The organism is Stenotrophomonas indicatrix (assembly GCA_041545745.1).
Taxonomy (GTDB): domain Bacteria; phylum Pseudomonadota; class Gammaproteobacteria; order Xanthomonadales; family Xanthomonadaceae; genus Stenotrophomonas; species Stenotrophomonas indicatrix_A.
The window spans coordinates 650,694-672,138 of record CP168152.1 but is presented as its reverse complement, the minus strand read 5'-3'; the positions used below and the strand labels follow the sequence as shown (position 1 = coordinate 672,138).

At 65.4% G+C, this 21,445-nt stretch carries 18 protein-coding genes; 5 read left to right on the top strand and 13 right to left on the bottom strand.

The window, feature by feature from the left end; translation table 11 throughout:
* Positions 1–127: 127 nt before the first annotated feature.
* Complete coding sequence (nrdR, locus tag ACEF39_RS02970) at positions 128–646, bottom strand: transcriptional regulator NrdR (protein ID WP_500286920.1); 519 nt, start codon at positions 644–646, stop codon at positions 128–130.
* Positions 647–1,184: 538 nt separating this feature from the next.
* Between nrdR and ACEF39_RS02965 the strand changes: the two genes are divergently transcribed.
* Positions 1,185–2,717 carry a hypothetical protein gene (locus ACEF39_RS02965; protein ID WP_500286919.1) on the top strand — a complete coding sequence of 511 codons (1,533 nt, stop codon included), beginning with the start codon at positions 1,185–1,187 and terminating at the stop codon, positions 2,715–2,717.
* A gap of 22 nt (positions 2,718–2,739) precedes the next feature.
* Here the strand turns inward: ACEF39_RS02965 and ACEF39_RS02960 are convergent, their stop codons facing one another.
* The 4 genes from ACEF39_RS02960 to ACEF39_RS02945 all read right to left on the bottom strand — a co-directional run bounded on the left by ACEF39_RS02960 (position 2,740) and on the right by ACEF39_RS02945 (position 5,641).
* Positions 2,740–3,186, bottom strand: coding sequence for a hypothetical protein (locus ACEF39_RS02960; protein ID WP_500286918.1), 447 nt, complete (start codon positions 3,184–3,186; stop codon positions 2,740–2,742).
* A gap of 53 nt (positions 3,187–3,239) precedes the next feature.
* Positions 3,240–3,659: a hypothetical protein gene (locus ACEF39_RS02955; protein WP_500286917.1), complete on the bottom strand. Its 420-nt coding sequence runs from the start codon at positions 3,657–3,659 to the stop codon at positions 3,240–3,242.
* Positions 3,660–3,726: 67 nt separating this feature from the next.
* On the bottom strand, positions 3,727–4,980 hold the full coding sequence (gene glyA / locus ACEF39_RS02950) for a serine hydroxymethyltransferase (protein ID WP_428706314.1): 1,254 nt from the start codon (positions 4,978–4,980) through the stop codon (positions 3,727–3,729).
* A 184-nt stretch (positions 4,981–5,164) separates the two neighbouring features.
* The gene (locus ACEF39_RS02945) at positions 5,165–5,641 is read right to left on the bottom strand and encodes an RcnB family protein (protein WP_500286916.1); all 477 of its coding nucleotides are present in this window, start codon (positions 5,639–5,641) and stop codon (positions 5,165–5,167) included.
* 252 nt (positions 5,642–5,893) lie between these two features.
* Between ACEF39_RS02945 and ettA the strand changes: the two genes are divergently transcribed.
* From ettA to ACEF39_RS02930, 3 genes are all read left to right on the top strand, one after another.
* A complete protein-coding gene (gene ettA, locus ACEF39_RS02940; protein ID WP_025876664.1) occupies positions 5,894–7,558 on the top strand; it encodes an energy-dependent translational throttle protein EttA in 1,665 nt (554 codons plus the stop codon).
* A gap of 243 nt (positions 7,559–7,801) precedes the next feature.
* Positions 7,802–8,491, top strand: coding sequence for an outer membrane protein (locus ACEF39_RS02935; protein WP_500286915.1), 690 nt, complete (start codon positions 7,802–7,804; stop codon positions 8,489–8,491).
* Between the two features lie 63 nt (positions 8,492–8,554).
* Entirely contained in the window at positions 8,555–9,871 is a 1,317-nt protein-coding gene (locus ACEF39_RS02930) for an NCS2 family permease (RefSeq protein ID WP_025876668.1), read from the top strand.
* A 99-nt stretch (positions 9,872–9,970) separates the two neighbouring features.
* On the opposite strand, the gene ACEF39_RS02925 is transcribed toward ACEF39_RS02930, so the two are convergent.
* The 4 genes from ACEF39_RS02925 to ACEF39_RS02910 all read right to left on the bottom strand — a co-directional run bounded on the left by ACEF39_RS02925 (position 9,971) and on the right by ACEF39_RS02910 (position 15,006).
* Positions 9,971–11,005, bottom strand: a complete 1,035-nt coding sequence (locus ACEF39_RS02925; RefSeq protein ID WP_500286914.1) for a fimbrial protein — start codon at positions 11,003–11,005, stop codon at positions 9,971–9,973.
* Positions 10,996–13,560 (bottom strand): fimbria/pilus outer membrane usher protein, encoded by a 2,565-nt coding sequence (locus ACEF39_RS02920; protein WP_500287958.1) that lies wholly within the window; start codon positions 13,558–13,560, stop codon positions 10,996–10,998. Before ACEF39_RS02920 ends, ACEF39_RS02925 begins: the two co-directional genes overlap by 10 nt.
* Positions 13,561–13,652: 92 nt before the next feature.
* Positions 13,653–14,381: a fimbrial biogenesis chaperone gene (locus ACEF39_RS02915; protein WP_500286913.1), complete on the bottom strand. Its 729-nt coding sequence runs from the start codon at positions 14,379–14,381 to the stop codon at positions 13,653–13,655.
* An 85-nt stretch (positions 14,382–14,466) separates the two neighbouring features.
* Positions 14,467–15,006 carry a fimbrial protein gene (locus ACEF39_RS02910; RefSeq protein ID WP_312785962.1) on the bottom strand — a complete coding sequence of 180 codons (540 nt, stop codon included), beginning with the start codon at positions 15,004–15,006 and terminating at the stop codon, positions 14,467–14,469.
* Between the two features lie 420 nt (positions 15,007–15,426).
* Here ACEF39_RS02910 and ACEF39_RS02905 point away from each other — a divergent pair, with 420 nt between their 5' ends.
* Complete coding sequence (locus ACEF39_RS02905) at positions 15,427–15,792, top strand: hypothetical protein (RefSeq protein WP_500286912.1); 366 nt, start codon at positions 15,427–15,429, stop codon at positions 15,790–15,792.
* Here the strand turns inward: ACEF39_RS02905 and pncB are convergent.
* The 4 genes from pncB to gspD form a co-directional block, all read right to left on the bottom strand.
* The gene (gene pncB / locus ACEF39_RS02900) at positions 15,783–16,970 is read right to left on the bottom strand and encodes a nicotinate phosphoribosyltransferase (RefSeq protein ID WP_500286911.1); all 1,188 of its coding nucleotides are present in this window, start codon (positions 16,968–16,970) and stop codon (positions 15,783–15,785) included. The two genes, ACEF39_RS02905 and pncB, sit on opposite strands and share 10 nt — an antisense overlap.
* An 84-nt stretch (positions 16,971–17,054) precedes the next feature.
* Positions 17,055–17,894 (bottom strand): glycosyltransferase family 2 protein, encoded by an 840-nt coding sequence (locus ACEF39_RS02895; RefSeq protein WP_500286910.1) that lies wholly within the window; start codon positions 17,892–17,894, stop codon positions 17,055–17,057.
* Positions 17,891–18,745 carry a glycosyltransferase family 2 protein gene (locus ACEF39_RS02890; RefSeq protein ID WP_500286909.1) on the bottom strand — a complete coding sequence of 285 codons (855 nt, stop codon included), beginning with the start codon at positions 18,743–18,745 and terminating at the stop codon, positions 17,891–17,893. Before ACEF39_RS02890 ends, ACEF39_RS02895 begins: the two co-directional genes overlap by 4 nt.
* A 483-nt stretch (positions 18,746–19,228) precedes the next feature.
* Positions 19,229–21,439 carry a type II secretion system secretin GspD gene (gspD, locus tag ACEF39_RS02885; protein WP_500286908.1) on the bottom strand — a complete coding sequence of 737 codons (2,211 nt, stop codon included), beginning with the start codon at positions 21,437–21,439 and terminating at the stop codon, positions 19,229–19,231.
* Between the last annotated feature and the right edge of the window lie 6 nt (positions 21,440–21,445).

Sequence of the window (21,445 nt, the reverse complement as noted above, 5' to 3'; positions counted from 1 at the left end):
CGCCATGCGTGGATGGCGGCAAAGCGCCAACCAAGGTTGGCCTCCACCAGAACCCAGTAGATCCACGCCATGCGTGGATTGATAGCAAAGCGCCAACCAAGGTTGGCGGCTACCGAAGCAAATGCCGTCAGCCCTTCTTCTTGGTCAGGGCGATCACATCACCCAGCAGCTGCAGCTGTTCGGTGCTCGACGGCAGGTCGCGTTCGAGCTTCTCGATCTCCTCGCGGAAATCGGCCACGTCCTCGAAGCTGCGGTAGACCGAGGCGAAACGCACATAACCAACATGGTCGAGCTTGCGCAGTTCATTCATGACGAACTCGCCGACCTTGATCGACGGCACTTCGCGTTCGCCGCTGATGCGCAGCTGATGCACCACCGCGCGTACCGCCGCTTCGATCTTCTCTTCCGGCACCGCACGCTTCTGCAGCGCACGGTCGAAGCCGGCGCGGACCTTGCGGGCATCGAAGGCTTCGCGGGTGCCATCGCTCTTGACGATGGCCGGCAGCTTCAGTTCGACGGTTTCCAGGGTACTGAAGCGTTCGTTGCACGCCTCACACTCACGCCGACGACGAATCGTCGCGCCGTCTTCGGAGACGCGCGAGTCGATGACCCGTGTATCGGCATGTTGGCAGAAGGGGCAATGCATTGAACGCCTGGCTCAGGAGAATACCTGCTGCCACGGTCGTGGCGGCGTCGCAACGGTACCTGAGAAAGGCCGAGGCAGCAAATAAGGCGCCAAGTCGGAAAATCAATCCACGGAACCGCGAAATCCTCACCTGGCCAGAACCCATGCGCTCCCGAACCGGTCCTGCGGCCCTCCAGCCAGAGCGGCTGGATACCGGGGATCGACACAGCGGCCCCATCAACACGTACGCCGATCAACTCGCCCGGCACCCGCTGGAGAGCGATCACCGAAACTGCCGCGGCCGCGTGACCGGGTCATCGTCCGCGTTCTTGGCAACGATGATGCTGCCACGCGGGCCGCGCAGACCAGCAAATGCGGCCTTTATGTCGGGATGAAGCGGCCCGCCAGCGAATGTCCCGTCGTGCGCGTCAGTGCTCGCCGATGTCCCATAGCCCCCATAGTGCCCACTGCGTCAAGGAATCAACGCGCTGTCGTTCTTGGCTAGTGTGCTGCGCCTGCAGATACGAGAAGTTGCTGTCATTCCCCTCCTGGAGGCCACATGACCACGCCATCGCTCGTACTGCCGTGTCTGCTGCTCCTGTCGGCATCAATGCCGGCCTCAGCCGCCGCGGCCTTGCCACCCTCTCAGGCCGCGTCCAGGGCTTCGATGGAAAATGCGGCAGTCGTTGTCAGCCGGGTAACGCCGACGAGCGTCTCCGTCGTTGATGGCGCCCTGCAGGGCGAGGTGGAGGGCAACATCTCCAGCCAGGAGGCGGTCAACCTGTTTGCCTACAGCGCTGTCGGGGCGCGCATGAAACTCAGCCTGGGGCGGCTCGCCCCAGGCTATTTCCGGCATCCCTCAATGGTCGCGCTGAACGACATCGTCGTGGATGGAAGTGCCGTCTTCTTCGTCTCCCCCTCCGAAGACGGTTCCTATCAGCCCAGTGCCCCCTTCGTCATGCAACCGCAGATCGTCCTGCCTGCGCCGCGCATCACCGCTGCGGTCGGAGGGCGCGGGTCGGCCCGCATCCACGGCACGGCACTGCGCGGTGCCCGCATCAACGTGGAAGTGGCCGGGCAGCGTCGGGCGATCATGGCAAATGGTCACACCGGAGACTGGAGCGTTGAGTTCACCGGCCTGGGCGAGGGGCAGCATGAGGTTCTCGCCAGGGTGTACGACCTGATGGGTACTTTCCCCGATTCCACCCCCGCCCGCGCCACTGTGGCCGCCGAGGGCGACATCCTCCGGCCCCTGCAGGTCACTTCACCGCCGGAGGGATTTCCCATCCAGCGCACGGTTGACGTGCGCGGTGTCGCATCGCCCGGGCGTGGCAACGTCCAGGTCACGCTGGGCGGAGGCGCCACAGTCGAGGCACCTGTGAGCGCAACCCATCATGGCTGGTCGGCGCGGGTGACCAGCGCAACGCATGGGTCGGTTCCCTTGCAGGTCGCGCTGCCCGGCACCGGCGAACAGGTTGTCTACAACGTGGATGTCGCCTATTTCGGTGACCCGGTGGTCAACCGGTTCCGTCAATACACCACGTTCCAGCCCAGCTACACCTGGACGCTGGACGCCGAAGGTACTGTCACGCTGTCCGGGCCTGATACGGTGGTCCGTTATCTCAGTGTCGAGCAGACCTGGAAGACACTGGCCCACGTGCAGGAAGATGGGCACTGGCACTACGCCGGTCCGGTACCGGACGACATGTATCTGCAGAGCGAATCCATCGAAGGCAAGGGTTACCCGCAGGTGGGCAGGCTGAATGTCCCCAGCCTGGGCGACCATCCCACCGACCGTGTGACCGTTCCGCTGCTGGCGGGAGCGCCCCGGATGACCTCGCCCGCGCGCGTCGGGCGAACTGCCACGCTGAGCGGCGAAGACCTGTCCGGTACATTGCGCCCGATCAAGGTGACGTTGCCGGACGGACGTTCATTCACGGCCCCGGTCGATGATGCGCAACGCTGGAGCATCCACATTGAAGGATTGCCGCTTGGCCGTATCCCGGTTGTGTTCGCCAAGGACGTTCCAGACCAGATCGCGCACCAGTACGCGGCCTCGCACGAAGTACTCGATGTCGTGGAGGTACCTTGACGGTTGCTTGATGAGCGTCCGATCAGCCTTGTGACCGGGCGCTCCGATGCGCCCGGCGCAGCCACACCAGATGCGCCGACGGCAGCAGCAACGGCACGCCCAGCACCAGATATCCCAGTACCTGCCAGGGGCTGCCGGCGAACAAGCTGAAAAGCACCACGCCGATCACGGCCAGCGCCGCCATGGCGCCCAGCGCCAAGCCAATCCAGGGAATACGGGCGGTGTGCCGCAGGCCATCGCGCCCCCGCCGCAGGTAGCGGATGCTGAGCCACAACCAGGCCAGCAAGCCGGCAACACCCGCGCTCGCCCACAGGAACAGCACCGCACCTTCGTCGCCACGCATCAGCCCGTGACGGATCAGGAAGGTGTAGATGCCGAACCCGGCGACGCCACCACCGGCCACCAGTGCAGGCAGCCCCAGCAGCAGGCATTGGGCGATATACAGGCGTTTGTGCAGACGCTCATCCATGCGTTCGAATCTCTTTTAAGGTCGCTCGATTCAAGCGCGTAAGGTCGCTCGATTCAAGCGCGCGGTCGCAGCCACAAGAGCATGCCGGCCGGCACCAGCATCGACGGCCCCAACAGCAGCAGATTGAGGCCTTCGGCATGGACCGTGATGCCCCACCACAGCGCCAGCCCCAGCGGCGGCATGGCGGCCAGACCTCCGGCCAGCAGCATGCGCCACCAGACCGGCCGCACGCGCAGACCAGCACGCCCCTGCATCAGGTAACCCGCGCTGAGCCACAACCAGGCCAGGCAGCCAGCAATTCCGGACAGGCCCCACAGCGGCATCAGCGTCACCGATGCCAGGCTGCCGTGACCAAACTGGCCCAGGCCCATCAACAGCAGCATCATCGCTGCGGCCCCGCCGCCCACCAGGCTGGGCAGGCCGAAGAGTGCAGCCAAGGCTGCATAGAGATACTTGAGGCGGCGCTCATCCATGCGCGGTACTCCGATGCCCGGGGTCAGAGCCCTTCCCGCAGGGAAGGGATCCGACCCCAGTGCCCGATCAACCGTAAACCGGGTACTTGCGGCACTGCGCGCTGACCGCATCGCGCACGCGGCCGATGACGGCTTCATCGGCCGGCGCATCGAGCACGTCGGCGATCCAGTTGGCCAGATCCACGCAGTCCTGTTCCACGTAACCACGGGTGGTCACCGCCGGGGTGCCCAGGCGCAGGCCCGAGGTCACGAACGGCGAACGCGGGTCGTTCGGCACCGAGTTCTTGTTGACGGTGATATGGGCCTTGCCCAGTGCGGCTTCCGCGTCCTTGCCGGACACGTCCTTGCCGATCATGTCCACCAGCATCAGGTGGTTCTGGGTGCCGCCGGAGACGATCTTGTAGCCGCGTGCGATGAGCGTGTTGGCCATCGCCTGCGCGTTCTTCACCACCTGCTGCTGGTAAGTCTTGAAGCCCGGCTCCAGCGCTTCCTTGAAGGCCACGGCCTTGCCGGCGATGACGTGCATCAGCGGACCGCCCTGGATGCCCGGGAATACGATCGACTGCAGCTTCTTGACCAGATCCTCGTCGGCGCCCTTGGCGACGATGATGCCGCCGCGCGGGCCGCGCAGGGTCTTGTGGGTGGTCGAGGTAACCACGTGGGCATGTTCCAGCGGGCTCGGGTAGACGCCAGCGGCAACCAGACCGGCGACGTGGGCCATGTCGACGAACAGGTAGGCACCGACCTTGTCGGCGATGGCGCGGAAGCGCGCCCAGTCGATCACCTGCGAGTAGGCCGAGAAGCCGGCCACGACCATCTTCGGCTTGTGCTCCAGCGCCAGGCGCTCGACTTCGTCGTAATCGATCAGGCCCTGGTCGTTGACGCCGTACTGCACGGCGTTGAACAGCTTGCCCGACGCATTGACCTTGGCACCGTGGGTGAGGTGGCCGCCGTGGGCCAGGCTCATGCCGAGGATGGTGTCGCCCGGCTGCAGCAGCGCGAAGTACACGGCCTGGTTGGCCTGTGAACCGCTGTGCGGCTGCACGTTGGCATAGTCCGCGTCGAACAGCTGCTTGAGGCGGTCGATCGCCAGCTGTTCGGCGATGTCCACGTATTCGCAGCCACCGTAGTAGCGCTTGCCCGGGTAGCCTTCGGCGTACTTGTTGGTCAGCTGGCTGCCCTGGGCTTCCATCACCGCCGGGCTGGTGTAGTTCTCGCTGGCGATCAGCTCGACGTGGTCTTCCTGGCGCTGGGTCTCAGCGGCGATGGCCTTGGCCAGTTCGGGATCGTAGGTTTCGATGCGGACGTCACGCGGGAACATCGGGTACTCCAGCAGGCGGGGAAAGGGGTACGACTCAGCCCTTGATTGTAGCCCCGCCCTGGCCTGCTGGGGCCGAAACGACCGGGGCCGGATTCGACGAACGAATCCGGCCCCGTATGGTTTCGAATGGCGTTGTGGGGTCAGAGCCCTTTCCGTTGGAAAGGGATCCGACCCCGACGCTGCATCAACGGTTGTTGATGATGTAGTCGGCAATGATGCCGGTTGCCACGGCGACCAGCAGCATGTTGCCGCGGTCATCGCGGATCCAGTGGTGGCCGTACGGCGGGCGGCGCAGCTGGTAGCGCGGGTAGTCGTTGACCACGTAGATCGGGCCGCGGTAGTAGTCGCGATAGCGGTGGCCGCGCTGCCAGCCATAGCCATGGCCGGGCCGGTAGCCCGGGCTGTAGACCACGCGCGGCGGTGGCGGTGCCGGGCGGTAGTAGCCATGGTCGTAGCGGCGGTCGTGGCGGTAATCACGGCGCGCTTCGCGGCGGTCGCGTTCCCAGTCGCGACGGTCGTGGCGCCACTCGCGGCGATCTTCGCGCCATTCACGGCGGTCGTGGTCACGACCACGGTGGTCGTTGTCGGCGAAGGCCGGGGCGATGGCGCCCAGCGCCAGTACAGAGGCCACGGCGCCGGCCATGAGTCGATGGATGTGCATGGGAGACCTCTGCTGGGTGGGTGGTGAGCCCATATTGCGCATTCGATCTGAACGGTTTCCGGCTGGAAACGCTTCCCGTTGCGGGACTGTGACGGCCCATTCAGTCCTCGGCCAGCCCCGGGCGCTGCGACCAGCGCGGGCCGTAAGCGGTTCCGGCTATAATTGGGGGTATTCCATTCAGTCTGTGCCCGCTGCCGCAACGGGAAGTTCCCCGTGACGGACCGGGCGCAGGGTCGCGCCTACGGAGACCTCATGTCCTCGCAATACATCTACACCATGAACCGCGTGTCCAAGGTGGTCCCGCCCAAGCGGCAGATCATCAAGGACATCTCGCTGTCCTTCTTCCCGGGCGCGAAGATCGGCCTGCTGGGCCTGAACGGCGCCGGCAAGTCCACCGTGCTGAAGATCATGGCCGGCGTGGACACCGATTTCGAAGGCGAAGCCCGTCCGCAGGCCGGCATCAAGGTTGGCTACCTGGCGCAGGAACCGGAGCTGGACCCGACCAAGACCGTGCGTGAAGCGGTTGAAGAAGGCGTGGGCGAAGTGCTGCAGGCACAGGCTGCGCTGGACGCGGTCTACGCTGCCTATGCCGAAGAAGGCGCCGATTTCGACGCGCTGGCCAAGGAACAGGAGCGCCTGGAGGCGATCCTCGCCGCCGGCGATGCGCACACGCTGGAAAACCAGCTGGACGTGGCCGCCGATGCGCTGCGCCTGCCGCCGTGGGATGCCATCGTCGGCAAGCTGTCCGGTGGTGAAAAGCGCCGTGTGGCGCTGTGCCGCCTGCTGCTGCAGAAGCCGGACATGCTGTTGCTCGACGAACCGACCAACCACCTCGATGCCGAGTCGGTGGAATGGCTGGAACAGTTCCTGGCGCGCTACACCGGCACCGTCGTGGCGGTCACCCATGATCGCTACTTCCTGGACAACGCCGCCGAGTGGATCCTGGAACTGGACCGTGGCCGCGGCATTCCGTGGAAGGGCAACTACACCGACTGGCTGACCCAGAAGGATGAGCGCCTGAAGCAGGAAGACAACCAGGAAAAGGCTCGCCAAAAGGCGATCCAGAAGGAACTGGAGTGGTCGCGCCAGAACGCCAAGGGCGGCCGCACCAAGGGCAAGGCCCGTCTGGCCCGCCTGGAAGAGCTGCAGTCGGTCGATTACCAGAAGCGCAACGAGACCAATGAAATCTTCATCCCGCCGGGCGAGCGCCTGGGCCAGGCGGTGATGGAATTCAAGAACGTCTCCAAGAAGTTCGGCGACCGCCTGCTGTTCGACAACCTGAACTTCCTGGTGCCCTCGGGCGCCATCGTCGGCATCATCGGCCCCAACGGTGCCGGTAAGTCGACCCTGTTCAAGATGATCACCGGCCAGGAAAAGCCGGACACCGGCGAGATCGTGGTCGGCCCGACCGTGCAGCTGTCCTACGTGGACCAGAGCCGCGACGCGCTGGAAGGCAACCACAGCGTGTTCCAGGAAATCGCGGGCGGCCTGGACATCCTCAACATCAACGGCATCGAGATCCAGTCGCGCGCCTACATCGGCCGCTTCAACTTCAAGGGCCAGGACCAGCAGAAGATGGTCGGTTCGCTGTCCGGTGGTGAGCGTGGCCGCCTGCACATGGCCAAGACCCTGCTGCAGGGTGGCAATGTGCTGCTGCTCGACGAACCGTCCAACGATCTGGACATCGAAACCCTGCGTGCGCTGGAAGATGCGCTGCTGGAGTTCCCGGGCAACACGTTCGTCATTTCGCATGACCGCTGGTTCCTGGATCGCATCGCGACCCACATCCTGGCGTTCGAAGGCGACTCGCACGTGGAGTTCTTCCAGGGCAACTACCGCGAGTACGAAGAAGACAAGCGCCGCCGCATGGGCGACGACGCTGCGCCGAAGCGCCTGCGCTTCAAGGCGCTGAAGTAAGCAAGAACGAAAGGCCGCGCTCGCGCGGCCTTTCGCCTTTCATGGGCCGCAATCGATTTTTGTTGACGCTTTTGCCCCTTTCGCACCGTGCTCCCGCGCCCCTCGGCTGAAGGTCGCACGTGTAAAGCAGTGTTGATCCCTTGTCGCACACGGCAACTTCCGTACTTTGCAACTCTTTGCATGTTCCCGGCCCAACGCTTCGGTTTTCCTACGCACCCGATTCACCCCCACGTAGGAAACACCATGAAAGCACTGATCTCGACCACGGCGGCACTGCTGCTGTCCGGCACCGCCGCCGCCGCGCCGGCGAACTGGGAAGGCATCCATCTGGGGGCACATGCCACCCACGGCGAAGGCCACAGCCAGGACCGCAGCAATGCCAACGCCTCTGAAAAGAGCATCCGCGGCTTTGCCGGCGGGCTGCAGGTCGGCCGCAACTGGCAGTTCGACAACAACGTCGTTGCCGGGATCGAAGGCGCCCTGTCCTTCGGTACCATCAACCAGGAGTGGAAGGACCGCGACAACCATCAGTACAGCCCTTACTACGGCAAGGATGCGGTGACCCGTTCGGGCGCGATCAACCTGACGCTGGGTTACGCGGCGGGCCAGTGGCTGCCGTACGTCAGCGCCGGGGTGAGCGTGGCCCGCCAGGAGTTTTCGCTGGGCTGCGACAAGTCGCTGGTGGAGGCCACCAATGGCTGCCGCGTCGCCGAGTTCGAAACCCGCGCATCCCATGTTTCCACCGGCGGCAACGTCGGCGCAGGCGTGCTGTACCGCTTCAGCGACCAGCTTTCGGCGGGTGCGGAGTACCGTTACACCCATCTGGGCTCCAGCCCGGTTTACCTGGAAGATCCCAACTACCCGGCTGCGGCGCGACGCAGCTTCCATACCAACTACAGCAGCGTTACGCTGAAGTTGAACTACCACTTCTAACCGCCTGGCGACGCACCCGCCGGTCCTTCGGGCGGCAGGGCGTGCAGGTACGAGAGATCTGCGATGTCCCTGTTCGAACGCCTGTTCCAGCTGCAGCAGCACGGCACCACCGTGCGCACCGAACTGCTGGCCGGTGTCACCACCTTCCTGACGATGTCCTACATCGTCTTCGTCAATCCCGAGATTTTGGGCACCACCGGCATGGATGCCGGCGCGGTGTTCGTGGCCACCTGCCTGGCCGCGGCGCTGGGCTCGGTGGTGATGGCGCTGGCGGCCAACTTCCCGGTGGGCATGGCCCCGGGCATGGGCTTGAATGCGTTCTTCGCCTTCACCGTGGTCGGCGCTGCCGGCCTGCCCTGGCAGCAGGCACTGGCGGCGGTGTTCATTTCGGGCCTGGTGTTCCTGGTGCTGTCGCTGACCGGCGTGCGCGCGTGGCTGGTGTCGGGCATCCCGGCGTCATTGCGGTCGGCGATCGTGGCCGGCATCGGCCTGTTCCTGGCGATCATCGCGCTGCAGAAATCCGGCGTGATCATCGGCAACGAGGACACGCTGGTCGCGTTGGGCCCGCTCAATACCGCACCGCCGCTGCTGGCACTGGGCGGTTTCCTGCTGATCGCGATCCTGGAAGCGCGGCGCGTGCGCGGCGCGATCCTGATCGGCATCCTGGCGGTGACCGCGGCCGGCTGGGCGCTGGGGGATCTGCAGTACCACGGGCTGGTGTCGTTGCCGCCGAGCCTGGCCCCGACCTTCCTGCAGCTGGACCTGCCCGGCCTGCTGCACCACAACGGCGGTGCGCCGATCGCGGTGCTGCTGCAGGTGGTGCTGGTGTTCGTGCTGGTGGAAGTGTTCGATGCCACCGGCACGTTGTATGGCGTGGTCGGCCGTGCCGGTCTGCTGAAACTGCCGGGTGCACAGAAGCGGTTCGGGCGCGCGCTGCTGGCCGACAGCACGGCGATTGTCGCCGGTTCGCTGCTGGGTACCAGCAGCACCACCGCCTTCGCCGAAAGCGCCTCTGGCGTGCAGGTGGGCGGCCGTACCGGTTTGACCGCGCTGGTGGTGGCCGCGTTGTTCCTGGCTGCACTGCTGTTCTCGCCGCTGGCGGCGATGGTGCCCGGCTATGCCACCGCGCCGGCGCTGCTGTTCGTGGCCGGGCTGATGCTGCGTGAACTGGTGGAAGTGGACTGGAGCGACCTGACCGAATCCGTACCTGCCGCGCTGTGTGCGCTGGCGATGCCGTTCACCTATTCCATCGCCAACGGCCTGGCGTTCGGCTTCATTGCCTATGCCGCGCTGAAGGCCGGCACCGGCCGCTGGCGCGAGGTGCATCCGGCGGTGTGGCTGGTGGCGGTGCTGTTCGTGCTGCGTTACGCGTTGGAGTGAGCCGGCGGCTGTTGCCGGCGGCTGGCCGGCAACCTCACATGCTTCAGGAATCCTGCAGTTGCCGGCCAGCGGCCGGCACTACCCGATGCCGCGTGGCCTTCACTCGTACTGGATGGTGAAGGTCGCCTGCCCGTTCGCAATACCGGCGCCCACGGTACCGGCCTGGGTCTGCACGTAGCGGGCGCGCAGCGGTAGGCTCAACGTGGAGCTGCCAACCGTCGTCGTGCCGACGTTGATGGTCTGGCCGAAACGCACTTCGCGCTCGCTGCTGCCATCACGCTGCACCATCTGGATGCCGATGCGCGTGGCGCTGTTGGCAGCGGCGCTGAGCTTGAGCACACCCGGCATGTTCGAACCATCCTGGTCGGCATCCAGGCGGATGCCGACCTTGCTCTGGAACTGCGCAAGGTTGCTGCCCTGGCAGTTCAGGCGGATGTCGAAATCACGGTTGACGGCCTTGGAGCCGACGCCGGTGAAGCTGGTGTTGGGCACGCTGCCGAAATCCACCGGAATGTTGCGGCTGCCGGCCTGTACTTCGCAGGTCGGGCTGACCACGGTGGTGCCCGAGCCCTTGAAGGTGGACGTCAGCACCGGTCGACCGGCACCATCACCGTCGAAGTAGTACGTGGTGAAGCGGCCGTTCGGTGCGATGGTGCCTGAGCCGGTCTGTGCCGCCGTCTTGATCAGCTGGATGCGGAACTGACCGCCGACCAGCGAGATGGTGGCGTTGCCGGCAAAATTGATGGAGTGCGGGTAGTACGTCTGGATGGCACCGGAGTCGCGGAACAGGCGGATACCCACGCCTGCGACATCGGTTTCATAGACATTGGAGAAGCCGGCAACCGGCCGACGCTGCGCTGCATTGACGTACTCACCGACGGAACGGCCACCTGACCAGTCACAGCGGGCAACGCTGTTCTGCTGGTTGATCGCCACGCTGATCTCCTTGATCACACCGCCCACGGCAGTGCTGGGCAGGATCACTATCTGCCCCATGTCCATCGTCACGTCCTGGGCAGTAAACCAGCTGGACTGGATGCGACAGGAGGCGCTGGCCTGCTGGGCCATCAGCATGCCACCAAGCACGGCCAGGGTGGCCAGCGCCTTGCGGCCACGGGAAAGGATCATCGGCATGCTGCCTCCAGCGGGATGAAGCCGGTCTTGGACGCATCGGCGCCCGCCGGTACCTGGTAATCAACCGTGCAGCGCTGGTCAGCACCGGAGCCCCATTCAACCTGCAGGCTGCCCTGGTTCTTCTCGCTGCGTACGTACAGGCGGCCGCCCTGGCTGACCATGCCTACCGGCTGGCCGGTTTCGTCCTTGACCTGCGCGCCGAACGGCAGCGTACGGCCGTCGGTGCTGCGCACCTGGATAAGCAGCGCATTGCCCTTGCGGGTATCGAAGCGCAGGTAGCTGATGGCACCGGCGAACGGAGCGATCGACTGGCTGCTGCTTTCCAGCTCGACATCGTGGGCCATGCCCTGCGGGTCCAGGGTCACGGTGTTGAGGCGATACGGCGACACGTAGGGGACCACGGCGTAACCGCGACCATCGATGCGCAGGCCCGGCGCGTTGCTGACCATGGCATCACGTGCACCCGGTGCCTCGACCAGCACCATGGTTTCACCACGCTGCGGGGTCAGGGTCACGCCGCCACTGTGCATGACCAGGCTGCCGTTGGCACCGAACGATGCCTGGCGGAAGTCACGCGAATGGCCGTAGGTCGCGTTCAATGCGGTGTAGCGGCTGCGGTACTCGGCATTGCCGACGGCGGTGGTGCCACCGTCGCGGGTATCGGACAGGGCCACGCCGTAGCTGAAGTTGTTGTCCACGCCTGCGGCACCGGTGATGCCTACACGGCTGCTGTCGTAGCCACCGCGTTCGCGCACACCGACATCGGCACTGAGCGAGACCGGGCGGGTTCCGCGGCCCAGCGGTACGCTCATCGACAACAGGTACTGGGTGTCGGAACGGCCCAGCGCACCTTCTTCGGTACGCAGCGCGGAGAAGCCGAAGTTCACCGAGCGCCAGGCGTTGTTGTAGCCCACCTGGTACTGCTTGGCGGTACCGGGGCGATCGTAGAAGTCACGCACCGAGCCGGTCACGTACAGCGCGCCCCAGCGACGGCCGAGCGGCTGGTTCAGGGTCAGCTGGAACTGGCTGCGCTGGCGGCCGCGGGTGCTCGGGTCGATGCCACGATCATCGGCGTCGCGTGCGTACAGCGCATCCTGCAGGCTGTAGAAGCCTTCAGTGGAATAGCGGTAAGCGGCCAGGGTCAGGTTGGTGCCGGTCTCGCCGATCATGTTGCTGTAGCTCAGGCGCACGCTGGCGCCGGTGCTGTTGCCGTAATGATCGAACGAGGTACGGGCATGGGTGACATCGGCGGCGAAGGCACCCAGCGGCGTGGACACGCCGATACCGTACAGCAGCGACAGGTAGCCATCGCTCAACGCGCTGCCACCGTACAGGGTCAGCTGGTTGCCGATGCCGCGCTGATAGGTACCCTGCATCAGCCATGGCTCATCGCGCAGCTGCTTGTTGCGGACCTGGCCGGCAGTAATCGCATAGCGGGATACGCCGGCGCGCAGCATCTGCGGCACCGAACCGAACGGAACCTTGAACTCGCGGCGACGGCCATCGGCTTCGACCACGCTCACTTCCAGGTCGCCGCCGTAACCGGTCGGGTACAGGTCGTCGATCACGAAGTTGCCCGGCGACACCGAGGCCGAATAGATCAGCTGCTGGTTCTGGCGGACTTCGACGCGCGCGTTGGTCTCGGCGATGCCACGCACCACCGGCGCGTAACCGCGCAGCGAATCGGGCAGCATGCGATCGTCGCTGGCCAGGCTGGCACCGCGGTAACCGATCGAATCGAACAGCTCGCCACTGGTGTAGGCCTCGCCCAGGGTGAGCATGCCGCGCACCTGCGGAATACCGCGCTGGGCATAGGTCGCGATGCTCTGCCAATGGCGGCCGTCGCCTTCGTTCCAGGTCAGGTTGGAGTCGTGACGGAACTGCCAGCCGCCCAGGTTCAGGCCTGCGTTGAGGCCCAGGTAGGCACTGCGGTTGCGGTTGCCACCATCGGTGCGGCTGTCGCTGTCGATCGCGTTGAAGCTGTAGCCGACGAAGCCGGCATTGATGCCGCGGTCCCACAGTGCAGGATTGACATAGCCGCGCGCTTCCCGGCGCATGAACGCCTGCGGGATGCTCAGGTCATAGCGCAGGTTGCCGCTGTCATAGGCGCCATAGGCATTGGCCATGCGCTGCTGCACCGGCGCACAGGCGGCCTTGTCCAACGTTGCGGACGGGTCCTGCTGGAGCAGGATCGCTTCGCTGTCCACGCCCAGTTCTTCCAGCGTCGCCAGGTCCAGGCAGGCATCGACACGGCCCTGCGCATCGGCCTTGAACTGCAGGTCGCGGCGGCCCTGCCAGGCGCCGTTGACGTAGACGTCGACGCGGTAGTTGCCGGCAACCATCGGGTTGCCATTGGAGAATGCTGCCAGGTCGACCTGCTTGGCCTGGCCAGACAGGAAGCTGGAATTGAACTGCGCCTGTTCCGGCGCACGCGCCGTCGCCGCACTGCTCTGCGCCATCAGCGCCTGTTCGCCGAGATTGGCCGGTGCAGCCAGTGCCCATCCTGGGCAGGCCACGCCAGCAGCCAACAGGCAAAGCGCCTGATGGATCGACAATGTCAATCTGTTTCCGATCACACTGACATTCCTTCAATTCGCCGCACGGCGGCAGTTGCGGGATGCGCAGGCCAATGGCCCACGCGGCGCTTTCAGCCCCCGGTAGCGGACAGGCGGATCGTGTGTTCGACCCGGCCGCCGTAGTCGTTGATGGTGATGAAGCGGACCTGCTCGATGCCGGCCGGAGCCGCGAAGTCGAGGCTCTGCTTCGGTGCAACCATCTTTCCCTGCTCTTCGACCGGCCGCTCACCGCCGCCGGTCACGGCATGCACTTCAGCCAGGGTCACGTGGAAGGGACTGGGGTTTTCCACCCGCAGGCGATCACCGCTGCGGGTCCAGCGCAGGGCTGCGGGCGCATCGTTGGCGACGCCCTTCAGACCCTGCGGCCGATAGAAGAGTTTGAGGCGCGAACGAAACGCGACCTGCAGGTAGTTCTGTTCGCCACTGTCGGCGCTTTCCGGCGACGGCGGCACATCCAGCACGTTGAGCCAGAACACCGATTCGTGATCGGTCGGCAGCTGCGCGCCGGAGAAGATCAGGCGCAGCGCCTGGCTGCGGCCGGGCTCGACACGGCTGATCGGCGGCGTCAGCACGAACGGCGCGTCGCTGGTATCAGCGGTCTGGTCGGCGTCGCCACTGTCGACCCACGCCTGCACCAGGGCCGGGGAGTCGCCGACGTTGTCGACCTGCACGGTGACTTCGCGCGATTGCGCCGGGTAGATCACCCGGGTGCCATTGACCACGACACCCGCAGAGGCAATCTGGCAAAACGCCAGCGTCGACGCTGCCAGCAGCAGCGCCCGGGGAAAGAAGGCTTTCATCGGAAGGACTACGCTCGAGGTGTGTGACCAGGGCCAAGGCACACTGGCCGGCGCGTACGCCGGCCAGTGCGGGGTACGACGACGATCAGTTGTAGATGATCGTGTACTTGACGTTGCTGGTGACTTCACCGGCAGACGCGGCGGCGGTCGCGTAGTACTCAGCGTAGTAGTTCAGGTTGGCGGTGCCATCGGCAGCCACGGTCACCCACTGCGAGTTGTCCTGGGCCTGGTTGGTGCCCGAGGCCTTGATCGGCAGGAACTGGTTGTTCGAGCCCAGCAGCTGCAGCTGCACGTTGCCGGCAGCGTTGGCCGCAGCCTGGTTGTTCAGGCGGCCACTGTTGAAGTCAACGGTCGAACCCGGCTCGAAATAGGTTGCGACGTTACCGGCGCTGCACTTGGTCAGGTTGATCGCGAACGGGGTACGACCGGCAACGGCACCGGCGGCAGCCAGGGTGCTCTTGGAGACGGTCGGCAGGTTGACAGAGAAGTCCTTGCCACCCGGGGTCGAGATGGTGCAGGTCTTGTCGGTGACCTTGCCATTGAAGGTGATGGTGCCGTCGGCAGCATTGGCGGCCAGCGGAGCGGCAGCCAGCATCAGAACCGCGATGAATTTGATCTTGTGCATTGCTTGTACCTAACCCTACTGAAGAGATGGAAGTAGAGGAGGAAGCAAGGAGCACTGCCGGGCATCGGACCCTTCCTTGCGTCTCACCTGTTGCCGGATTCGGACGTGCCTCTCCCTGAATCCGTGACGCAAGTATATGCATAAATGTGACCCAGGTCTCATAAATTTTTATTAACATGACATCTTGACGCCAATAATTTGACGTGATAGCTCAGCAATGGAAGGGGCCGGAGAATGCAAGGCGGGCTTGGCCTGCGACGCAAATGGCACACCGTCGTCGGCCAAATTTGCAGGTAAAAACGACGTTATTTGACGTACATCACCCTTCTCGGGTGATGGCCCTAGCAGAACGAAACACTGCCTATCAATGACTGCTCGCGGTTGTCGCTAACTAGGACACACCGAACCAGAGAACGTGTCATGAAGAGCTCGATCCTGCTGTGCGTGGCCTTGATGTCCGTCAGCGCACTGGCTCAGGCCAGCAGCGGAAGCGTCCGCTTCAGCGGTCGCATCGTCGATCCCGGCTGCATGACGCGCCTGTCCCAGCAGGAGCTGAGCCTGGAAGCGTGCCCGCCATCGGCCAAGGGCGCCAAGGTGGCTGTGACGGCGCTGGGCGAAGGTGAAACGGCAACGTTGCGCGAAGGCGGCCGCCATGGTCAGCAGCTGGCCGTAGCCGCACGCACGCTGCGTGCCGGCGACCTGTCGTTCTCCGAGCGCTATCGCCTGGAAGCCTCACAGCGCCAACCGCTGCGAGGCGCCTACCTGGTGGTGGTCGACTACCCCTGAGCAGGGTTCGGTAGTTCGAACACCTGTCTCAGGTAGGACAGGTAGCCCGGGTCGTCGCACATGCTCTTGCCCGGCGAATCGCTGAGCTTGGCCACCGGCTGGCCATTGCAGCGGACCATCTTGATGACGATGTTGAGCGGGGTCGGCCCCAGATCGTTGGTCAGATGGGTACCCACACCGAACGCCACCTGGCAGCGGCCGCGGAAGTAGTCGTACAGACGCATCACCTTGGTGATGTCGAGCCCATCGCTGAACACCAGCACCTTGCTGCGCGGGTCGACGCGGCGGTGCTGGAAGTGGGCCAGCATGCGGTCGCCCCAGTCGAACGGGTCGCCTGAATCATGGCGCACGCCGTCGAACAGCTTGCAGAAATACATGTCGAAGTCGCGCAGGAACGCATCCAGCCCGACCACGTCGGACAGCGCGATGCCAAGGTCACCGCGATACTCGCGCGCCCACGATTCCAGCGCCGCTACCTGCGAATCGCGCAGGCGCGGGCCCAGCGCCTGGAAAGCCTGCAGGTATTCGTGGGCCATGGTGCCGTGCGGGGTCATGCCGTACAGGCGCGCGAAGTGCACGTTGCTGGTGCCGACCAGCTGCGGGCCCAGCGCGTCGCGCAGCAGCGGCAGCAGGCGCGCATGCCAGTCGCGCGAGTAGCGGCGGCGGCTGCCGTAGTCGGCGATGCGGCACTGTTCGAAGCCGGGGGTATCGCGCAGCAGCGCGGCCTTGGCCTGCAGACGGCGTTCGCCCTCGGCGAAATCGGCCGTGGTGGTGTTGCGGAACCAGACTTCGTTGATGATCGCCAGCAACGGCACTTCGAACAGGATGGTGTGCAGCCACGGACCGGTGATGTCCAGTTCGATCTCGCCGGGCACCGTCTTGGACGCACGCAGCTGGATGTACTTGCGATCCAGGTGGAACAGGCCAAGGAAATCGGCAAAATCCGCCTTCACAAAGCGCAGGCCACGCATGTAATCCAGCTCTTCATTGCTGAAGCGCAGGCTGCACAGGTGGTTGATCTCCTCATCGATCTGGTCGATGAAGCGGGCCAGTTCGATACCGGGGGTGCGGCATTTGAAGCGGTATTGAACCTGCGCGCCGGGGTGTTGATGCAACACCGCCTGCATCATGGTGAACTTGTACAGGTCGGTGTCGAGCAGGGACTGGATGATAGGCATGGCTGGAATTATGCGCCTGTAGGGGTGAACCGCGGGCGCCGCCAGTAGATCCACGCCATGCGTGGATGATTCTGTGGAAGCGGGTTACAGCGACCTGCGCAGCAACCTTGGTACCTGCACCAGCGCGTGGGCCCAGATCGCGCCCCACACTGCCACCCGCACCGGCAACGACCGCTGCGGCGCTTCGAACTTGCTGAAGTAGCGCCACAGCCCGCGATGCTTGTGCCATTCGACGAAGAACGGGCGCGAACGGCTGGACACCCCGCGCACGTGGGTCACCTTCAGGTCGTTGGCGATGGCGACCACGCCACCGGCCTCACGCACGCGGCGGCACAGGTCCAGGTCTTCGGCGTGCAGCCGGTAGCCGGCATCCCAGCCGCCGATGCGATCAAACAAGGCGCGCGGCATCAGCAGCAGCGCACCGGACAATGCCGGCACCTGCTGCAACGGCTGCGCCGGGTCGCGGGCAATGGCCAACCGCGCGCCGCGACCGGGCGAGCGCAGCATGGCGAGGAAGTCCGGATCTCGACGCCGCACCGCTTCGTCGGCCTGGCCGTGTTCGTCCACCTGCTCCACGCCCAGCAGACTGTCACCCACCGCCCCGGCGCGATCACGCAGTGCTGCGAGGGTATCGACTTCGACCATCAGGTCGGGATTGATGAAGGCCAGCCACGGGCTGTGTGAATCAGCAACACCCTGGTTGTTGGCTGCGGCGAAACCGGGGTTGTCCGGGTTGGCGATGAAACGTAGACGTGGATCGTGGCTGGCGTGGCGCTGCACGATCTCCAGGGTGTCATCCAGCGAGCCATTGTCGATCACCCGGATCTCGGCTACGTCCTGCGCCTGGCGCAGCCGCGACAGGCAGGCATCGATGGTGCTGCCGCTCTGGAAGGTGACGACGATGGCGGCAATGGCAGCATTCAAACAGGCGGCTCCAACGGTGATGGCGAGACGAACAGGTCGCCCTGCCCACGCGGCATTATCGCCTGCTGCAGGCCGTGCTGCAGGTCCTGGCGCAGCGTGTGCAACGGGTCGTGCATCAGGAAGTCAGCCAACCGCGGCACCCAGCCCGGCCAGCGCGCGGCCAATGCTTCCAGATCGCCGTCGCGGCTGGGTGCTTCACTGGCACGGCTGACGAAGGCGTTTTCGCACAACACGTTGCGCCAGCCGAGACCGGCCATGCGCAGGCTCAGATCGACCAGCGCCGCGTTCCAGCCCAGGTAGCTTTCTGCATCCAGGCCACCGGCGCGCCGCCGCGCATTGGCGCGCACCAGCACGGCGTGGGTGACCGCCGAAGGGAGTTCAGGATGCAGGCTCGGCAGTGCGGCGCAGACCTGGGCCAACAGCGCCGGGTCGCCCGGTTCGGGGTTGAGCTCGCCCAACCGCGGCCAAGCGGCGGTTTCGCCGACGTTGCACCACGGCGTGGCCGTCGCGATGGCGGCATCACGGGCGAAGGTGGCCTGCAGTTGCTGCAGCCAGCCCGGTGCAGGCACGCTGTCCGGGGCCAGCACCGCGACGTCCAGGCCATCGCAGGCACGCAGCATTTCGTCCAGGTGGGCGACCTCGCCGAGGGGTCTGGCGCGCCGGGTGTATTCGGCCTGCAGCGGGGTGTGTGCCAGCCAGTGTTCGACCACCGCCTGTGCACGTGGCCCGGCCTGCGCGTCATCGCCCAGCCAGATCGATGTACCCGCTGCGGTACCGGCATCAAGCGCGGCCAGGCAGCGGTCAAGCACCGCGTCGTCCACGCCGAGCGGCAACAACACGATCGCCCCCATCCCGCCTCCGTGGTTGTCGGTGGCCACAGCGTAGCATCGGGTGGGTGTCGGCCGGGTTGCACCCGGCACCCGCCGAAGCCGAAGCCGAAGCCGAAGCAACAGCAACCGCGGGAATTCCGTGGGATGGCGGGATGGGTCCGGTTGCGGGGGACGCCGTAAACCCGTCCCTGGGGGCTTGGCCGCGGCATCCATGCCGCGGACACCCCCGCAACCGGACCCACCCCGCCTTCGACAGTTTTCCGCGAACTGTCGGACCGACTCTTGGGATCAGATCCGTCAGCAGCAGGAAACTGTCGAAGGTGGGGCACTGTGGGTTTGCGGGGTGTGAGCCGCATGGATGCGGCGACCAAGCCTACATGGACGTATTTACGGCGTCCCCGCAAACCCACAGTGCCCCGCCCTCCCCCAGTAAACCCGCTGTTGCTGCTGCCGTTGCTCGGCTTCGGCTTCGGCGGGTGCCGGGCGCAGCCCGGCCGAACCCCCTTACTTCTTTGCGCGCGGCTGGTTCAGCGGCTCCATCGCGCGGAAGCGCTGGCTGTATTCGTCGGTCAGGGTGCGTGCTTCCTGGCCGTTGCGGACGATGGTCGGGGTCAGCAGCACGATCACTTCCGAACGACGGCTGGTGCGGCTCTTCTGGCCGAACAGCGCACCCAGTACCGGAATCCGGCTGAGGCCGGGAATGCCGCTGCTGCCATCAGTGGCCGAATCGGTGATCAGGCCGGCCAGCATGATGGTGTCCCCGCTCTGCACCGCTGCCTCGGTGGCCAGCTTCTTGGTGGAGATGCGCGGATTGCAGTTGCGTTCCTGCGGATTGCAGTTCTCCGGTACGTCGGAGGCGCTGCTGATCTCCTGCACGATATCCAGGAACACCGTTCCGTCGCGGGTAACGCGCGGGCGCACCTTGAGGATCACGCCGGTGTCGATGTACTGCACCGAGCTGTAGCTGCTGGTGCCGATGCCGGTGTTGACCGTGGTGGTGTTGATCGGCACCTTGTCGCCCACGTTGAGCGTGGCTTCGGCGTTGTTGCGCACAAACACCGAGGGTGTCTGCAGCAGGCGCACGTCGGTAACCTTGTCCAGTGCACTGACCACGGCGGCGCCGTTGTGCCCGGTGAACGCCCAGTTGGCGCCATCGGTGCCGGTCACCGCACCAGCGAAGGTGTTCCAGGAACCGCCGGCCATCGCCGGCAGTGACAACCCGGACAGCGCACCGGTCAGCGCGCGCCCTGCCACGGCGTTGTCGAAGTACCAGTTCACGCCGTACTTCAGGTCGCCGGTCAGCCCGACTTCGGCCACCTGCGCTTCGATGTGCACCTGCAGCGGCATCACGTCCAGCTTTTCGATCACTTCGCGGATCGAGCGCCAGGCCTGCGGCGTCGAACGCACCAGCAGCGTATTGGTTTCCTCTACCGCCGACACGCCGACACGATCGCCCTCCACTTCCAGGCTGATGCTGACGTTGCCCGACTGGCGCTGCGGCAGGTTCAGGCTGCCGCCGCTGCTGCCACTACCGCTGCTGCCGCCGCCGACCTGATTGTTGAAGCTGCTGCCGTTGTTGGCGTCCATGCCACGTTCGCCATCGCTGCCCAGCTGCGACGGAATGGCGCCTGGTGCCAGCGATGCCGAGCCGGCGCCGCCCCGGTTGCCACTGCTGGCAAAGGCTTCGCTGAGGCGTTCTGCCAGGTCGCGTGCCTTGATGTAACGCAGTTCATGCGAGAACAGGCGCGCGCTGCCACCGGCGGTATCGATGCGGTCCAGCCACTGCTGGATCTGGTCCAGGTAGCGCACCTGCGGGGTGATCACCAGCACCGCGTTGGCGTTTTCCAGCGGCAGGAAACGGAACATGCCGGCGCTGGGCGTCTTGCTCTCCTCGCCGAATACCTTCTCCAGATCGGCCGCGACCTGCTCGGCCTTTCCAGACTGGATCGGGAACACGCCCACCGACATGCCCGAGAGCCAGTCGACGTCGAAGATCTCGACGGTATGCAGGTAGTTTTCAAGCTCGGCACGGGTGCCGCCAAGCGTGATCACGTTGCGGCCGCTGTCGACGTTGACGATGGCATTGGGCCGCGCATAGGGCTCCAGCACCTTCTTCATCTCGGTGGCAGAGATGAACTGCAGCGGCACCACGCGCACTTCAAAGCCGCGTGCACTGGATGCGGGCGCGGTGCTCGGCGCCACGGTCCCGGCCAGTGCCTGGTCGGCGGCGACGATGTTGTAGCGGCCACCGCTGTAGACCATGCGGGCGTTGTTCCAACCCAGCACCATCTCCAGCAGGTTCAGTGCCTGTGCCGGCGATACCGGCTTGGGCGTGGCCAGGGTCACTGTGCCCTGCACCCCCGGGGCAATCACGTAGTTCTGGCCGAGCATGTCACCGAGGATGGCCTTGACCACCGCGTGCACCGACTCGCCCTCGAAGTTGAAGGTGGCTTCGCCGGAGCTGGCCGCATGCAACGCGGGCGACGGCTTGCGCGCGGCCTCGCGGTTGATCATGGTGCCGGTGCCACGGCGGATCACCGCCTGCGGCGTCCCCTGGGCTTGATCGGCCGCTTCGGTCTGCGCATCGGTGGCGGCCTGGCCGGCGCTGGCCGATGGCTGCAGGTTGCCGTTGCGTTGCACATGCGGGGCGGACACGGTGCTGCAGCCGACCAGCAGTGTCAGGGCAAGGGACCAGGGAAGAAAACGCAGATTCATGCATTC

Coding starts and splice junctions, on each gene's coding strand:
- nrdR (WP_500286920.1), bottom strand. CDS start 646: ATGCATTGCCCCTTCTGCCAACATGCCGATACACGGGTCATCGACTCG.
- ACEF39_RS02965 (WP_500286919.1), top strand. CDS start 1,185: ATGACCACGCCATCGCTCGTACTGCCGTGTCTGCTGCTCCTGTCGGCA.
- ACEF39_RS02960 (WP_500286918.1), bottom strand. CDS start 3,186: ATGGATGAGCGTCTGCACAAACGCCTGTATATCGCCCAATGCCTGCTG.
- ACEF39_RS02955 (WP_500286917.1), bottom strand. CDS start 3,659: ATGGATGAGCGCCGCCTCAAGTATCTCTATGCAGCCTTGGCTGCACTC.
- glyA (WP_428706314.1), bottom strand. CDS start 4,980: ATGTTCCCGCGTGACGTCCGCATCGAAACCTACGATCCCGAACTGGCC.
- ACEF39_RS02945 (WP_500286916.1), bottom strand. CDS start 5,641: ATGCACATCCATCGACTCATGGCCGGCGCCGTGGCCTCTGTACTGGCG.
- ettA (WP_025876664.1), top strand. CDS start 5,894: ATGTCCTCGCAATACATCTACACCATGAACCGCGTGTCCAAGGTGGTC.
- ACEF39_RS02935 (WP_500286915.1), top strand. CDS start 7,802: ATGAAAGCACTGATCTCGACCACGGCGGCACTGCTGCTGTCCGGCACC.
- ACEF39_RS02930 (WP_025876668.1), top strand. CDS start 8,555: ATGTCCCTGTTCGAACGCCTGTTCCAGCTGCAGCAGCACGGCACCACC.
- ACEF39_RS02925 (WP_500286914.1), bottom strand. CDS start 11,005: ATGCCGATGATCCTTTCCCGTGGCCGCAAGGCGCTGGCCACCCTGGCC.
- ACEF39_RS02915 (WP_500286913.1), bottom strand. CDS start 14,381: ATGAAAGCCTTCTTTCCCCGGGCGCTGCTGCTGGCAGCGTCGACGCTG.
- ACEF39_RS02910 (WP_312785962.1), bottom strand. CDS start 15,006: ATGCACAAGATCAAATTCATCGCGGTTCTGATGCTGGCTGCCGCTCCG.
- ACEF39_RS02905 (WP_500286912.1), top strand. CDS start 15,427: ATGAAGAGCTCGATCCTGCTGTGCGTGGCCTTGATGTCCGTCAGCGCA.
- pncB (WP_500286911.1), bottom strand. CDS start 16,970: ATGCCTATCATCCAGTCCCTGCTCGACACCGACCTGTACAAGTTCACC.
- ACEF39_RS02890 (WP_500286909.1), bottom strand. CDS start 18,745: ATGGGGGCGATCGTGTTGTTGCCGCTCGGCGTGGACGACGCGGTGCTT.
- gspD (WP_500286908.1), bottom strand. CDS start 21,439: ATGAATCTGCGTTTTCTTCCCTGGTCCCTTGCCCTGACACTGCTGGTC.